The following is a 14,953-nucleotide window of genomic DNA, read 5'->3' as shown; positions in this document are numbered from 1 at the left end:
CTAGCTCGCTTCAAATAACGCCATGGCCTCGACATGTGCCGTTTGAGGAAACATATCGAGAATCCCGGCACGTTTTAACCGGTAGCCCTGCTTGATCAATTCGACCGTGTCACGCGCCAGAGTGGCCGGGTTGCACGACACGTACACCAACCGTTCGGCGCCCAGGGTCTTGAGCTTGCGAACAACCTCGAAAGCACCGTCACGCGGTGGGTCCAAGAGTACCGCACAAAAGCCTTCGGCGGCCCATTCGGCGTCCGTCAAAGGCTGGGATAAATCGGCCTGAAAAAACTTCGCGTTATGCAGATTATTGCTAGCCGCATTCGCCGCTGCCCGATCGACCATCACCTGCACACCTTCGACCGCCACCACTTCGCGAGCGGCCTTGGCCAGTGGCAAGGCAAAGTTGCCCAGACCACAGAACAGATCGAGTACGCGCTCATCCGCTGTCGGCTTCAACCAGTCCAGCGCCTGGGCGACCATCGCTTCGTTGACTGCGGCGTTGACCTGGATGAAATCCCCGGGACGGTATGCCAGCTCCAGACCCCACTGTTCAAGACGATAACCCAACGACTGATCGGCCTCGACCGGCTGCGGTTCACCGTCGCCATGCAGCCACAACTGGGCTTCGTGGAACGCGCAGAAATCCTTGAGGATCGTCAGGTCGGCGTCGGACAACGGCGCCATGTGCCGCAGCAAAATCGCCAACGTCGAGCCGCTGAACAACTCCACATGCCCGAGTGCCTGAGGTTTGCTCAAGCGTCGCAGCATCTGGGGCAGGCGGGTCATGATTGGTTGCAAGGGCTGTACCAGCACCGGGCAATCATCGATGCCAACGATGTCCTGGCTGCCGGCGGCGCGGAACCCGACTTCGAGTTTCTTCGCCTTCATGTCCCAGCGCACCGCCACACGGGCGCGACGACGGTAGCCGAATTCCGGACCGGTCAATGGTTCGGCCCACTCCTCGGGCGCGACACCGGCGACCTTGGACAATTGCTCGGCGAGCATGCGCTGTTTCAGGGCGAGTTGTTCGTTGTGGGGCAGATGCTGCACGCTGCAGCCGCCGCAACGGCCGGCATGGGCGCACGGTGCCGGGCGGCGCAACTCGCTGGCGTTGAACACCCGCTCGGTCCGCGCCTCGACCACTTTACCGTGGGCACCGAGTACGCGAGCCTCGATTTCTTCGCCGGCCAACGCACCGATGACGAACCAGGTACGGCCTTCGAAAAACGCGATGCCGCGACCGTCATTGGCCAGGCGCTCGATGGTCAGGCGCTGTTTTTTGCCGGTCGGGATTTGCGGGGCCTTGCTGCCGCCGGTGGGCTGGAAGCGCAGGCCTCTTTCATGTTTGGCCATCAGTTGGGCGCGTCGAAAATGCCGGTCGACAAGTAACGGTCGCCGCGGTCGCAGATGATCGCGACGATCACCGCATTTTCAACTTCTCTGGACAGGCGCAGCATTGCCGCCACGGCGCCGCCCGAGGACACGCCACAGAAAATGCCTTCTTCACGGGCCAGGCGACGGGTCACGTCTTCGGCTTCGCTTTGGGCCATGTCGACGATCCGGTCCACGCGATCAGCCTGATAGATCTTCGGCAGGTATTCCTGAGGCCAGCGACGGATACCCGGGATCGCCGAACCTTCCATTGGTTGCAGGCCGATGATCTGCACGTTGTCGTTCTGCTCTTTCAAGTAGCGCGACACGCCCATGATGGTCCCGGTGGTGCCCATGGAGCTGACGAAATGGGTGATGGTGCCCTGGGTCTGACGCCAGATTTCCGGGCCAGTGGTGGTGTAGTGCGCCTCGGGGTTATCACCGTTGGCGAACTGATCCAGTACCTTGCCGCGACCTTCGGCTTCCATGCGCTGGGCGAGGTCGCGGGCACCTTCCATGCCCTCCTCCTGGCTGACCAGGATCAGCTCGGCGCCATAGGCGGTCATGGCTGCCTTGCGTTCGGCGCTGGAGTTGTCCGGCATGATCAGGATCATCTTGTAACCCTTGATCGCAGCGGCCATGGCCAGGGCGATCCCGGTGTTGCCCGAGGTCGCTTCGATCAGTGTATCGCCGGCGTGGATCTGCCCGCGCAGTTCGGCGCGGGTGATCATCGACAGCGCCGGACGGTCCTTGACCGAACCCGCCGGGTTGTTCCCTTCGAGCTTGAGCAATAGGGTATTGCTGGTGGCGCCGGGCAGGCGCTGCAAACGGACCAGCGGAGTGTTGCCGACGCAATCGGCGATGGTTGGGTACTGCAAGGTCATGGCGTATTCGCAATCCAGACTGCGGGGGCGACTATCATACCGGCAAACGTTCGCAGGCCATATCACGCAAAGTGTGGTGCTTATGGTTTATGGGAATAAGCAGATATTTTGCGGTGAACATGAGGGCCTCATCGCGGGCAAGCCCGCTCCTACAGGGGACTGAGGTGATCACATATTTTTCGCTTGAAACACAGTCAATGTGGGAGCGAGCCTGCTCGCGATGGCGTCGTCACGGGCACCACCATCATCCGCCAACAGACGCATATTCAAGCGCAACCCGGTCCCGGTGTTCTGCGCCCACAGCTGTCCACCCTGACGCTGCACCGCATTCCGGGCAATGCTCAACCCCAACCCAAACCCACCATCCCCCGGCCGCGAACCGTCGAGCCGGGTGAACGGCAGGAAGATCCGCTCCAGATCCGCTTGCGCCACTCCACCACCCTGATCCTCCAGCCACAGGTGCCAGAAATCGCCATCACGCCGTCCGCCCAATTGGACGATGCCTCCCGTCGGCGAATGACGAATGGCATTGCGCAGAATGTTTTCCAACGCTTGGGCCAAGGTATTGAGATGACCGCGAACCCAGCAGGATGCATCCACCGTGCATTGCAACTGCGTATCGGGCCAGCCACTTTCATAGCAGGCGTTTTCCGTGAGCATTTCCCACAGGGCCTGGATCTGAATCGCCTCGTCGGGCAACCGGGTGCGCTCGGTGTCCAGCCATGCCAGTTGCAGCGTGTCTTCCACCAGGCGCTGCATGCCATCGACCTCACGACCGATACGTTCGCGCAATGGCTCCAGCCCCTGCTCGCTTTCACTGGCCACCCGCAGGCGGCTCAAAGGCGTGCGCAATTCGTGGGACAGGTCGCGCAACAGTTGCTGCTGCAAGGCCACAGTGCTTTGCAGGCGCTCGGACATGTGATCGAACGCCCGCCCCAGCTCACCCAATTCATCGGAACGATTGGTGGTGCGGCTCGATAGGCGCACATTCAGTTGGTCAGCACGCCAGGCATTGGCCTGCTCACGCAAGTGATTGAGCGGCACTACCAGCAAACGGTAGAGCCCGACGCACAGCAGCAAAGTGAACAACCCCGGAATCACGCCGTTGGTGATCACCCGCCAGAACACCCGGTATTGCCCAGGCAAAAAGCGTTCGGGCAGTTCGATCACCAGGCTGCCAGTGGACGGGTCGCCGGGAAACGGTATGCGTATCCACGGCCGGCCTTTCTTGTGAATGGGCCAATCGAGGCCGCGCAAAAAAGTCAGGCGTTCGACTTCCTTGTCCGTCAGCGATTGGTTGCTCAAGGACTGCAAATCACCACCGATGACACCGACCCAGCCTTTTTCCCGCTGACCCATGCCTTGCAGCCAGTCATCGACACCGGCGCTCTGGCGCTGCTTCCACGCCTGCTCGGCTTCGGCGGCATAACCGGACAGGGTGCCGCGGGCCTCATCGGAGAGGAACTGGTTTCGCTCCTCCATGTAACGCCCCCATGACCAACTCAACCAGATCATCAGCAGACAGAAAGCGACCAATAGACAAGCCAGTTTCCAGAACAGCGAGTGCCTGCCCGGCACGTTACATTTCATCGGCGGCGCTCAGGATGTAACCCTTGCCCCATACCGTACGCACTTCGCGCTCGGTGTAGCCAATGGCCTTGAGCTTGCGGCGGATCTGGCTGATGTGCATGTCCAGGCTGCGGTCATGGGCCGCATAACCGCGTTGCAGCACCTGTTGATAGAGGAAGGCTTTGCTCAATACTTCGTCGACGCTGCGGTGCAGCGTCTCCAGCAGCCGATACTCGCTGCGGGTCAGGCCGCCAGCCTGTTCGCCATAAAACACCTCGAAGCTTTCATCGTCGAAACGCAGGCTGTCCATCAACGGGGCTGGCACTGCCGGTGCGGGTCGGCGGTCGAGTGCCACCCGCCGCAGAATGGCTTCGATGCGCACCCGCAACTCCACCATGCTGAAGGGCTTTGGCAGGTAATCATCGGCCCCCAGGCGAAAGCCGCTGATGCGATCGGCCTCGGCACCGAGGGCCGACATCAGCAACACCGGGGTGGAATGACTCTGGCGCAATTGAGTCAGTACCGCCAGGCCGTCCATGCCCGGCAGCAGGATATCCATCAACACCACGTCGAAAGGCTGCCGGCGGGCAATGTCCAGGCCTTCCTGGCCGTTCTGGCACCAGGTCACCTGGAAGCCGCTGCGGTCCAGGTGCTCGTGAACGTAGGCGCCGAGCACAAGGTCGTCTTCGATGGACAGGATTCGGGGGAGGCCAGCAGTGATGGGAGTCATGACTATCTGCAAACAATTCTCAGTTGAGCGATTATTCAAGATTGCCTCGCCAGGGGCAACCCACGGTTTGTCCGTATCGCCAAAGAGTCGCCCGGGCCGACGAATGACTGCACCATTTTTACGAAGATTGCCCGCGAGCAAATCGCTACACTGCGCAAGTGGTGCATGGCGGATGCATGTACGGGTCTATAAATAGCGGGATGCAGGAGAGATGCGTGCTCAAGAAACTGGGAATCAAAGGCCGCGTGCTGTTGCTGACCCTGTTGCCAACCAGCCTGATGGCGTTGGTGCTGGGGGGGTATTTTACCTGGATGCAACAGGCTGACCTGCAAACCCAACTCATGCAGCGCGGCGAAATGATCGCCGAGCAGTTGGCTCCACTGACGGCGCCAGCCATGGGCCATCAGGACAACGAACTGCTCGAACGCATCGCCACCCAGGCCCTGGAGCAAACCGATGTACGGGCAGTGACCTTCCTGGCTCCCGACCGCACGTTGCTGGCCCACGCCGGCCCGACCATGCTCAATCAGACGCCCTCTGGCAGTGGCACGCAAATGCTGCGCCACAGCGGCAGCGATGCGACCCGCTATCTGCTGCCGGTATTCGGCAAACACCGCAATCTGGCCGGAGACGTGATTCCCGAAGAAGCAGACCGCCTGCTTGGCTGGGTCGAGCTCGAACTGTCCCATAACAACATGCTGTTGCGCGGTTACCGCAGCCTGTTCGCCAGCTTGATGTTGATCGCTACGGGACTGATCGGTGCGGCGCTGCTGGCCCTGCGCATGGGCCGCACGATCAATCGGCCGTTGAGCCAGATCAAGCAGGCCGTGGCCCAACTCAAGGACGGCCACCTGGAGACCCGCTTGCCGCCCCTCGGCAGCCAGGAACTGGATGAACTGGCTTCCGGCATCAACCGCATGGCCGGCACCCTGCAAAATGCCCAGGAAGAATTGCAGCACAGCATCGACCAGGCCACCGAAGACGTGCGCCAGAACCTGGAAACCATCGAGATCCAGAACATCGAGCTGGATCTGGCGCGCAAGGAGGCCCTGGAAGCGAGCCGGATCAAGTCCGAATTCCTGGCCAACATGAGCCATGAAATCCGTACGCCGCTCAATGGCATTCTCGGCTTCACCCACCTGTTGCAAAAAAGCGAGCTCACCCCACGCCAGCTCGACTACCTGGGCACCATCGAAAAATCCGCCGACAGCCTGCTGGGCATCATCAACGAGATTCTCGACTTCTCGAAAATCGAAGCTGGCAAGCTGGTGCTCGACCATATTCCGTTCAACCTGCGCGACCTGCTCCAGGACACCTTGACCATCCTCGCCCCGGCCGCCCACGCCAAGCAGCTGGAACTGGTGAGCCTGGTGTATCGGGACACGCCGCTGTCACTGGTAGGCGACCCGTTGCGGCTCAAGCAGATCCTGACGAACCTGGTGAGCAATGCGATCAAGTTCACCCGCGAAGGCACCGTCGTCGCCCGCGCCATGCTCGAAGAAGAACACGAAGACACCGTGCAGCTGCGCATCAGCATTCAGGACACCGGCATCGGCCTGTCGAGCCAGGACGTACGCGCCCTGTTCCAGGCCTTCAGTCAGGCTGACAACTCGCTATCGCGGCAACCGGGCGGCACTGGCCTGGGCCTGGTGATTTCCAAACGCCTGATCGAACAGATGGGCGGCGAGATCGGCGTCGACAGCACGCCGGGGGAAGGGTCGGAATTCTGGATCAGCCTGAGCCTGCCGAAAACCCGTGACGATGCCGAAGACCTGCCCGCCGCGCCGCTGCTCGGGCGCCGGGTGGCGGTGCTGGAAAACCACGAACTGGCCCGGCAGGCGTTGCAGCATCAACTGGAAGACTGCGGCCTCAACACCACACCGTTCAACACCCTGGAAAGCCTGACCAATGGCGTCACCGCCGCCCACCAGACCGATCAGGCGATCGAACTTGCAGTGCTCGGCATCACCAGCAACGACATGCCGCCGGAACGCCTCAACCAGCACATCTGGGACCTCGAGCATCTTGGCTGCAAAGTGCTGGTGCTGTGCCCGACCACGGAACAGACGCTGTTCCATCTTTCCGTGCCCAACCCCCACAGCCAGCTCCAGGCGAAACCGGCCTGTACCCGCAAGTTGCGACGCTCCCTGTCTGATCTGGTCAACCCGCGCCCGATGCGCCGCGAGCCGGGCGAACCGTTGTCCAGCCGTGCACCGAAGGTGCTTTGCGTCGACGACAATCCGGCCAACCTGATGCTGGTGCAGACCCTGCTCGAAGACATGGGCGCCAATGTGCTCGCGGTGGAAAGCGGTTTTGCCGCCATCAAGGCGGTGCAGAACGAGACATTCGATCTGGTGTTGATGGACGTGCAGATGCCCGGCATGGACGGCCGCCAGAGCACCGAGGCGATCCGCCAATGGGAAAGCGAACGCCATTGCACGCCGCTGCCGATCGTGGCCCTCACCGCCCATGCCATGGCCAACGAAAAACGCGCGATGCTGCAAAGCGGCATGGACGACTACCTGACCAAACCGATCAGCGAACGGCAATTGGCGCAGGTGGTGCTGAAATGGAGCGGCCTGGCGCTGCGCAATCACAGCCCGGAACGCTCCGGCGATGGGCATGCTGGCGCCCACGACCTGTTGGTACTCGACCACGACGAAGGATTGCGCCTGGCCGCCGGCAAGGCTGATCTGGCGGCGGACATGCTGGCGATGCTGCTGGCGTCCCTGGAGGCTGACCGCGAAGCCATCCGCCTCGCACAGCAAAGCAACGACCACAACGCCCTGATCGAACGCGTCCATCGCCTGCATGGCGCGACGCGTTACTGCGGCGTACCGCAATTGCGTGCGGCCTGCCAACGCAGCGAAACCCTGCTCAAGCAACAGGACCCGAATGCCGGCGTGGCACTGGAGGAACTCGACCGGGCGATCAATCGCCTGGCGGCCCAGGCGCGCATGAATGCTTGATGCAGCGCAACTGCGTCAATCAAACATCAGCGTAAGCTCAGCGCAAACCCTGTAGGAGCTGGCTTGCCAGCGAAGGTGGCCTCAGAGACAGCACAGGGTTTGAGATCCTCTTCGCAGGCAAGCCAGCTCCTACAGAAACGGGACAGAGAGGACATCATGCGTACGATTTTTTTCAGCAGCCAGAACTAYGACCGCGACAGTTTTCTAGCTGCCGAACAACCGGTCGGCATCGAGCTGCAATTTCAACCTGCGCGCCTGAGCCTCGACACAGTGGCGCTGGCCCAGGGGTATGAAGCGGTCTGTGCGTTCATCAATGATGACCTCGGCGCGGCGGTACTCGAACGCCTGGCCGCCGGTGGCACTCGCCTGATCGCCCTGCGCTCGGCCGGTTACAACCATGTCGACTTGCCGACGGCAAAACGTCTGGGACTGGCCATCGTGCGCGTCCCGGCCTATTCGCCCCACGCGGTGGCCGAACATGCAGTGGCGCTGATCCTCGCACTCAACCGCCGCTTGCCCCGCGCCTACAACCGCACTCGCGAAGGGGATTTCAGACTGCAGGGGCTGACGGGTTTCGACCTGGTGGGCAAGACCGTCGGCGTGGTCGGCACCGGTCAGATCGGTGCCACCTTCGCCAAAATCATGAGCGGATTTGGCTGCCAGTTACTGGCCTGTGACCCCTACCCCAACCCGCAGGTCGAAGCCCTCGGCGCGCGCTACTTGAGCCTGCCGCAGCTGCTGGCCGAATCGCAGATCATCAGCCTGCACTGCCCGCTCAACGAGCAGAGCAAGCACTTGATCAACCGCCAATCCCTGGCGCACATGCAACCGGGCGCAATGCTGATCAATACCGGACGTGGCGGCCTGGTGGACACCCCGGCGCTGATCGATGCCCTGAAAGACGGTCGCCTGGGTTACCTGGGGCTGGATGTGTATGAGGAAGAGGCGCAGTTGTTCTTCGAGGACCGCTCCGACCTGCCGCTGCAAGACGATGTACTGGCCCGGTTGCTGACCTTCCCTAACGTGATCGTCACCGCACACCAGGCCTTTCTGACCCGCGAAGCGCTGGACGCGATAGCCGCCACCACGTTGCGCAACATTGCAGCCTGGACGGCGGGCACCCCGGAAAACCAGGTGACGGGAGACTGAAACGGATCGAAGGTCATCTGCCTGCGCGATGCGGTGTCCAAGCCCGTGATAGCATATCGCGCATATTTGGAGGACCCATGGTCGAACACGATTTCCGCTACAGCCTGATGAACCCGCAACACACCCTCACCGAATGCCGCGCCCTGGTGCCAGGGCGCTATCAGGTCACCGGCAACGGTGGCTCGATTCGCAACAACGACGTGCTGGTCGTGACCCTCAAGGGTGCCAAGGACTTGTCCATGCGCCTGACCGTCGAAACGGTTCGCCACCTGATCAACCCGCCCGGTCAATGGGTCGCGGTGGCCAGTGGCCCGGTATTCGGCGAACTGGCGATTCATACCTGGCAAGTGAACTGTGACAGCTGCGCCAAAGAGCTGAGCTTCGAGTTCGCCGTCGATGCCAAGCTGGCCAACAAGGCCGAAAAGCCTGCCGCCACTGCGCGGATTGCCGAGCTGGGCTGGACCACCGTTGGCGAGAAACACCTGTGCCCGAAATGCCAGGAGCCTGCGTGATGAAACGCCTCGCTCTGAGCGCGATGGCCGGTGCCAGCCTGCTGGGCTGCGCCGCCGAGCCGGTGCAGTTGCAACAAAACCGCAGCTACATTCTGGAATGGATCGGCGAACGGCCGTTGATGGACTACAGCCACCTGACCATCACCCTCGCTGAAGACGGCCGGGCTTACGGCAATGGTGGCTGCAATCACTGGTTCGCGCCGTACACCCTCGATGGCGACAAACTGACCTTCGGCAAAATCGGCAGCACCCGCAAACTGTGCGCGCCGGCGCTGATGGAACAGGAAAAACGCTTCCTCCAGGCCCTGGAAAACGTCCAGCGCTGGGACGTCTCCCCGATCGAGCAGATGCGCTTCTGGCCAGCCGAAGGCAAGCCGCTGCGTTGGTGGCTTGAGGAGGGTTGATCCCCTAAAAGATCGCAGCCTGCGGCAGCTCCTACATGGATTGTCGTACACCCTGTAGGAGCTGCCGCAGGCTGCGATCTTTTCTCTCAAGAACAACTCAATTCTTCGCCTGCAATGCCTCAAGCTTCGCCATCACCCCCGCCGCCGTCTGTTCCCCCATCAACTGCTCACGCACCTTGCCCTTGTTATCGATAATGTACGTCACCGGCAACACCTCGCTGCGCGGCAGCTCGAACAGCTCGGTAGGGTCCAGCGCCAGCACGGTGAACCTGATTCCCAGCTTCTCGCTCGCGCCCTTCAGCTCTTGCCCCTGGACGTTGTCGAAGTTGACCCCGAACACACCAATTTTCTTGTCCTTGAGCTGCTCGGCCAAGGCATTCAACTCCGGGATCTCGGTACGGCAAGGCCCGCACCATTCTGCCCAGTAGTTAAGTACCAGCCATTTGCCGTCCAGTCGGTCGGCGGCGATCTTGTGGCCGTCCTGGTCGATGCCATAGTCATTCCCGCAGCCCCCCAGCATCAACGCCCCGATGATCGCCAATGCCGCTGCCAGTCGCCTTGTCATGTCGTGTTCCTTGTCAAAAATTGAATGCGCCTGCGACCCATCGCCTCTCACGGTTCTGGATTGCGCGCTGCACAGTTAGAATAGCCGCCACCTTACGCAAGATGCGACCCGCTCATGACCGATCTGACGCTTTATCACAACCCGCGCTGCTCGAAATCCCGCGGTGCGCTCGAACTGCTTGAAGCCCGTGGCCTGACGCCTACCGTGGTCCGTTACCTGGACACTCCGCTGGACGCCGCGCAAATCCAGAGCCTGCTGGGCAAACTCGGGATCAGCGCCCGGCATTTGCTGCGCACCGGCGAGGACGAGTACAAAACCCTCGACCTGGCCGACAACAGCCTGAGCGAAGCGCAATTGATCGCCGCTATCGCCGCCCACCCGAAACTGATGGAGCGACCGATTCTCGAAGTCGGCGACAAAGCCATCATCGGCCGCCCACCGGAGCAGATCCTGGAACTGTTGCCATGAGTGCACCGTACATTCTGGTTCTGTACTACAGCCGCAGCGGCTCGACCAACGAAATGGCCCGGCAGATCGCCCGCGGTGTAGAACAGGCCGGGCTTGAGGCCCGCCTGCGCACGGTGCCGGCGATTTCCAGCGAGTGCGAAGCCGTTTCGCCGGAGATTCCCGACGAAGGTGCGCTGTACGCCAGCCTCGACGACCTGAAGAACTGCGCCGGCCTGGCACTCGGCAGCCCGACCCGCTTCGGTAACATGGCGGCGCCGCTCAAGTACTTTCTCGACGGCACCAGCAACCTGTGGCTGACCGGTGCGCTGGTGGGCAAACCGGCGGGTGTATTCACCTCCACGGCGAGCCTGCACGGTGGCCAGGAAACCACCCTGCTGTCGATGATGCTGCCGTTGCTGCACCACGGCATGCTGATCACCGGCCTGCCGTACAGCGAGTCGGCACTGCTGGAAACCCAGGGCGGCGGCACGCCTTACGGCGCCAGCCACCACGCCGGTGCCGACGGCAAAAGCGGTCTGGATACCCATGAAGTGGCGCTGTGCCGCGCGCTGGGCATGCGCCTGGCGAAGACTGCACAGAAACTGGAGAGCTGAGGTGGCAAAAAAGCCGAAGATTCTTCCCGCCCTCGAATGGCTCGAGCCACGCGTCAAGGCGATGCGTGTCATCAGTCTGCTGTGCTTTTTCGGCTTGGTGGGATTGCTGTGCATCTACTACCTGTTGGTCGCCGACCTGCACGGCGCCCGGCCATGGGTGATTCTGTTGATCGAGCTGGTGCCGTTGCTAATCCTGGCACCGGGGATGATCGTCGGCAGCCCTCGCGGGCATTCGTGGATGTGCTTTGTGGTGAACCTGTATTTCATCAAGGGCGCGTTGGCTGCCTATGACCCGAACCGGCAAATCTTCGGTTTGCTGGAGATGGGTGCGAGCCTGGCGGTGTTCTGTTCAGCGTTGTTGTATGTGCGCTGGCGGTATCAGTTGAATCGCAAGTTGGCTGGCGAGGACGAAGTTTCCGTCGCCTGACAGAAAAGATCGCAGCCTTCGGCAGCTCCTACAGGCTTACACATTCCCCTGTAGGAGCTGCCGAAGGCTGCGATCTTTTGGGGCCACCCAAACCCTCAATGATTGACGGTATAAGCCAGCATCATCGAAATCTGGCTCATCGGCCGCCCGCCACTTTCTTCATGCCACTGGTTGAACACGTCCTGCACCAATGCCAGGTCGCGCAGGCTGCTCGGCACCTTGTCGATGATGTCCTGCGCATTCAGCGCCGCCACCACGTCATAGCTCGGTACAAAGGTGTCCTTGCCGATCATCCGCAAGAAGCGCGGGGCAGACAGACCGCCCAACTGATGTCCGCGTTTTTTCAGAAAGGTCCAGAGCCCGACGATATCGGTCACCGGCCAATCGGCGATCAGCGCGCCGAAGCTGCCCTTTTCATGGGCCACATCCAGCATGAACTGCGCATTGCGCGGCACACTCTTGAGCTTGCCCAGGTGACGGATGATCCGCGTGTCCTGCATCAGCCGCTCCAGGTGTTCGGCGCTCATCAGCACGACTTTCTCCGGGTCGAACTTGAAGAACACTTCTTCGAAGGCCGGCCACTTGGCATCCACCAGGCTGTGCTTTAGCCCGGCGCGGAATACCCGTAGCGCCATCATCGAGAGGTAGCGATCGTCGCTGATCTTGCGCAGTTGCGCGGGAGTCTTGGGAACGGGCAGGTGGGCTTCCAGTTCAGCCGCTGAACCGAAACGGTTCAAGCAGTACTCGTTCAGCCACTTGTAGTCGCGCATGCCCTCTCCTGGAGGTTGAAACAATAAACAAATGTAGGAGTGAGCCTGCTCGCGATCGCGGTTAGTCATTCAACATTGATGTCGACTGACACTACGCGATCGCGAGCAGGCTCACTCCTACAGTTCTTGACTAGAGATTGACCACATTGACGAATCGCGAAGCCGCGCTTTCGTCGATCTTGAGGCTGGTGAAGTCGAACAGGTTGCGGTCCGCCAGTTGCGACGGGATCACGTTCTGCAGGCTGCGGAAAATGCTCTCGGTACGGCCCGGGGTCTTGCGCTCCCAGTCCAGCAGCATTTCCTTGACCACCTGACGCTGCAGGTTTTCCTGGGAGCCACAGAGGTTGCACGGGATGATCGGGAATTGCTTGAAGTCCGAGTAGGCCTGGATGTCTTTTTCGTTGCAGTAGGCCAGCGGGCGGATCACCACGTTACGGCCATCGTCAGCGCGCAACTTCGGTGGCATGGCCTTGAGCGAACCGTTGAAGAACATGTTCAGGAAGAACGTTTCGACGATGTCGTCGCGGTGGTGACCGAGGGCCATCTTGGTCGCGCCGATTTCGTCGGCGAAGGTGTAGAGCGTTCCGCGACGCAGACGCGAGCACAGCGAGCAGGTGGTCTTGCCTTCCGGGATCAGCTCCTTGACCACCGAGTAAGTGTCTTTCTCGACGATGTGGTACTCGATACCCAGTTCTTTGAGGTAGGCCGGCAGCACGTGCTCCGGGAATCCCGGCTGCTTCTGGTCCATGTTCACGGCCACGATCTCGAACTTGATCGGCGCGACCTTCTGCAAGTGCATCAGCACGTCGAGCATGGTGTAGCTGTCCTTGCCACCGGACAGGCAGACCATGACCTTGTCGCCGTCTTCAATCATGTTGAAATCGGCAACCGCCTCACCGGCCTGTCGGCGAAGGCGCTTTTGCAGTTTGTTCTGGTTGACCGTGAGAGTGCCCATGACGCGAAATCCGTGAGGTGTGACGAAAGGCCGGCATTTTACGCAAAAACCCCTCAGGGGCGAAGTGCCTCGCCAAAAGGGCTGTTCGGCACAGACCCGACGGCGATTAACAACCGGGTTTACAGCGCGATTTGCTCTAAAGCCCCTACTCCCTCTGGGGAAACTCCTCCCTATACTGCGACATAAGGTCGTATACGAATTTCAGACCTGTGACTTGCTTGGCCGCATTGGCCCGTAGGCGCTCCACTGGGGGGCGACGGTAAAGACAAGAGGAGTGACTGGCATGATCCATCACGTAGTGGGGCTCTTCACCCATCCTGACCAAGAATGGAAAGAAATCCGTGGCGACCAGGAGGAAAGCATCAGCCACATGTACCTGACCCATACGCTGATCCTGGCGGCGATCCCCGCCGTGTCTGCCTTTATTGGCACCACACAGGTCGGTTGGGTCATCGGCAATCGGGCTCCCGTGATGCTGACCGTAGAAAGCGCGATATGGATGACGGTCATGTCCTACCTGGCGATGCTCGGTGGTGTCGCGGTAATGGGCGCATTCATCCACTGGATGGCCCGCACCTATGACGCCAACCCAAGCCTGGCCCGCTGCATTGCGTTTGCAACCTACACCGCTACACCGCTGTTCATCGGCGGCCTCGCCGCCTTGTACCCGCACTTGTGGCTGGGGATGATCGTCGGCACCGCCGCCATCTGCTACACGGTGTATTTGCTGTACGTGGGCTTACCGACGTTCATGAACATTCCATCTGACGAGGGCTTCCTGTTTTCAAGTTCGGTACTCGCCGTAGGCCTGGTGGTGCTGGTCGCCATCATGGCGTTCACCGTAATTGTCTGGGGACTCGGCGTGGGGCCGGTCTATACCAGTTAGCCGCTCATCACTGATAATCAGAAACGACCGACACAGGCCGCCGCAAGGCGGCCTTTTCATTCTTCAGCAACGAGCAGGCATACGACCATTCGGCACCTTGGCGATTCGCAAGGCCCGAGGGTTGCGGCATACTCGACGTCTCTGGAGATCCATCGAGCATGCCCGAGCAACTCAATACCCGCGTCGAAGACTGTTTCCAACAAGCCGAATCCTTTTTCAAACGACCTTTCAAACGCCCCGTGGTGAGCCTCAAGCTGCGCGGGCAAAAAGCCGGTGTCGCGCATCTGCACGAGAACCTGCTGCGCTTCAATCCGCAGTTGTACCGGGAAAACACCGAAGACTTCCTCAAGCAGACCGTGGCCCATGAGGTCGCGCACCTGATCGCCCATCAGTTGTTCGGCGACCGCATTCAGCCCCATGGCGAAGAGTGGCAATTGATCATGCGCGGCGTGTACGAACTGCCGCCCAACCGCTGCCACACCTATGACGTCAAACGCCGCCGCGTGACCCGCTACATCTACAAATGCCCGTGCGCCGACAGCGACTTCCCGTTTTCCGCCCAGCGCCACAGCCTGGTTCGGCAAGGTCGGCGGTATTTGTGCCGGCGGTGCCGCAATACCCTGGTGTTCAGTGGGGAAATGCGGGTCGAGTAGCGGGATGTGTGGTGGCTGTACTGGCCTCACCGCGGACTCACAGCTTGC

General features: G+C 61.0%; 16 protein-coding genes. 9 read left to right on the top strand and 7 right to left on the bottom strand.

The annotated features are described in order from the left end of the window. The 4 genes from rlmD to AC1DWG_RS10900 all read right to left on the bottom strand — a co-directional run bounded on the left by rlmD (nt 1) and on the right by AC1DWG_RS10900 (nt 4,554). Complete coding sequence (rlmD, locus tag AC1DWG_RS10915) at nt 1–1,353, bottom strand: 23S rRNA (uracil(1939)-C(5))-methyltransferase RlmD (protein WP_477754818.1); 1,353 nt, start codon at nt 1,351–1,353, stop codon at nt 1–3. Continuing rightward, nucleotides 1,353–2,255: a cysteine synthase CysM gene (gene cysM / locus AC1DWG_RS10910; protein WP_477764812.1), complete on the bottom strand. Its 903-nt coding sequence runs from the start codon at nt 2,253–2,255 to the stop codon at nt 1,353–1,355. Before cysM ends, rlmD begins: the two co-directional genes overlap by 1 nt. 168 nt (nt 2,256–2,423) lie before the next feature. Beyond that, a complete protein-coding gene (locus AC1DWG_RS10905) occupies nt 2,424–3,845 on the bottom strand; it encodes a histidine kinase sensor domain-containing protein (RefSeq protein ID WP_477787777.1) in 1,422 nt (473 codons plus the stop codon). Next, the gene (locus AC1DWG_RS10900; protein ID WP_477787776.1) at nt 3,835–4,554 is read right to left on the bottom strand and encodes a response regulator transcription factor; all 720 of its coding nucleotides are present in this window, start codon (nt 4,552–4,554) and stop codon (nt 3,835–3,837) included. The genes AC1DWG_RS10905 and AC1DWG_RS10900 overlap by 11 nt, the downstream gene beginning before the upstream one ends. A gap of 215 nt (nt 4,555–4,769) precedes the next feature. On the opposite strand from AC1DWG_RS10900, the gene AC1DWG_RS10895 reads away from it, so the two are divergent. From AC1DWG_RS10895 to AC1DWG_RS10880, 4 genes are all read left to right on the top strand, one after another. Continuing rightward, on the top strand, nt 4,770–7,523 hold the full coding sequence (locus tag AC1DWG_RS10895; RefSeq protein WP_477754814.1) for a response regulator: 2,754 nt from the start codon (nt 4,770–4,772) through the stop codon (nt 7,521–7,523). A gap of 156 nt (nt 7,524–7,679) precedes the next feature. Further along, entirely contained in the window at nt 7,680–8,672 is a 993-nt protein-coding gene (locus AC1DWG_RS10890) for a 2-hydroxyacid dehydrogenase (RefSeq protein WP_477754813.1), read from the top strand. Between the two features lie 77 nt (nt 8,673–8,749). Beyond that, complete coding sequence (locus tag AC1DWG_RS10885; protein ID WP_477787775.1) at nt 8,750–9,184, top strand: hypothetical protein; 435 nt, start codon at nt 8,750–8,752, stop codon at nt 9,182–9,184. Then, complete coding sequence (locus tag AC1DWG_RS10880; RefSeq protein WP_477754812.1) at nt 9,184–9,588, top strand: META domain-containing protein; 405 nt, start codon at nt 9,184–9,186, stop codon at nt 9,586–9,588. Before AC1DWG_RS10885 ends, AC1DWG_RS10880 begins: the two co-directional genes overlap by 1 nt. 97 nt (nt 9,589–9,685) lie before the next feature. Here AC1DWG_RS10880 and AC1DWG_RS10875 read toward each other — a convergent pair whose 3' ends face one another. Next, the gene (locus AC1DWG_RS10875) at nt 9,686–10,153 is read right to left on the bottom strand and encodes a TlpA disulfide reductase family protein (protein ID WP_477754811.1); all 468 of its coding nucleotides are present in this window, start codon (nt 10,151–10,153) and stop codon (nt 9,686–9,688) included. A gap of 114 nt (nt 10,154–10,267) precedes the next feature. Between AC1DWG_RS10875 and arsC the strand changes: the two genes are divergently transcribed. The 3 genes from arsC to AC1DWG_RS10860 are packed head-to-tail and all read left to right on the top strand — an operon-like array spanning nt 10,268 to nt 11,641. After that, nucleotides 10,268–10,621 (top strand): arsenate reductase (glutaredoxin), encoded by a 354-nt coding sequence (gene arsC, locus AC1DWG_RS10870; RefSeq protein WP_477754810.1) that lies wholly within the window; start codon nt 10,268–10,270, stop codon nt 10,619–10,621. Continuing rightward, the gene (gene wrbA, locus AC1DWG_RS10865; RefSeq protein ID WP_477754809.1) at nt 10,618–11,214 is read left to right on the top strand and encodes an NAD(P)H:quinone oxidoreductase; all 597 of its coding nucleotides are present in this window, start codon (nt 10,618–10,620) and stop codon (nt 11,212–11,214) included. Before arsC ends, wrbA begins: the two co-directional genes overlap by 4 nt. Nucleotide 11,215: 1 nt before the next feature. Next, entirely contained in the window at nt 11,216–11,641 is a 426-nt protein-coding gene (locus tag AC1DWG_RS10860) for a DUF2069 domain-containing protein (RefSeq protein ID WP_477764815.1), read from the top strand. A 95-nt stretch (nt 11,642–11,736) separates the two neighbouring features. On the opposite strand, the gene AC1DWG_RS10855 is transcribed toward AC1DWG_RS10860, so the two are convergent. After that, a complete protein-coding gene (locus AC1DWG_RS10855; RefSeq protein ID WP_477787774.1) occupies nt 11,737–12,411 on the bottom strand; it encodes a DNA-3-methyladenine glycosylase I in 675 nt (224 codons plus the stop codon). 130 nt (nt 12,412–12,541) lie between these two features. Beyond that, complete coding sequence (gene ttcA / locus AC1DWG_RS10850; RefSeq protein ID WP_223456101.1) at nt 12,542–13,366, bottom strand: tRNA 2-thiocytidine(32) synthetase TtcA; 825 nt, start codon at nt 13,364–13,366, stop codon at nt 12,542–12,544. Between the two features lie 283 nt (nt 13,367–13,649). Between ttcA and AC1DWG_RS10845 the strand changes: the two genes are divergently transcribed. Both AC1DWG_RS10845 and AC1DWG_RS10840 read left to right on the top strand, forming a co-directional pair. Beyond that, nucleotides 13,650–14,252, top strand: a complete 603-nt coding sequence (locus tag AC1DWG_RS10845) for a Yip1 family protein (protein WP_150726117.1) — start codon at nt 13,650–13,652, stop codon at nt 14,250–14,252. A gap of 158 nt (nt 14,253–14,410) precedes the next feature. Next, a complete protein-coding gene (locus tag AC1DWG_RS10840; protein WP_218427337.1) occupies nt 14,411–14,905 on the top strand; it encodes a SprT family zinc-dependent metalloprotease in 495 nt (164 codons plus the stop codon). Nucleotides 14,906–14,953: the final 48 nt, after the last annotated feature.

The sequence above is a fragment of the Pseudomonas sp. P4_B3 genome (assembly GCF_056402295.1).
Note: the sequence above shows the minus strand (reverse complement) of the source record. Positions and strands in the feature narration are given on the sequence as shown.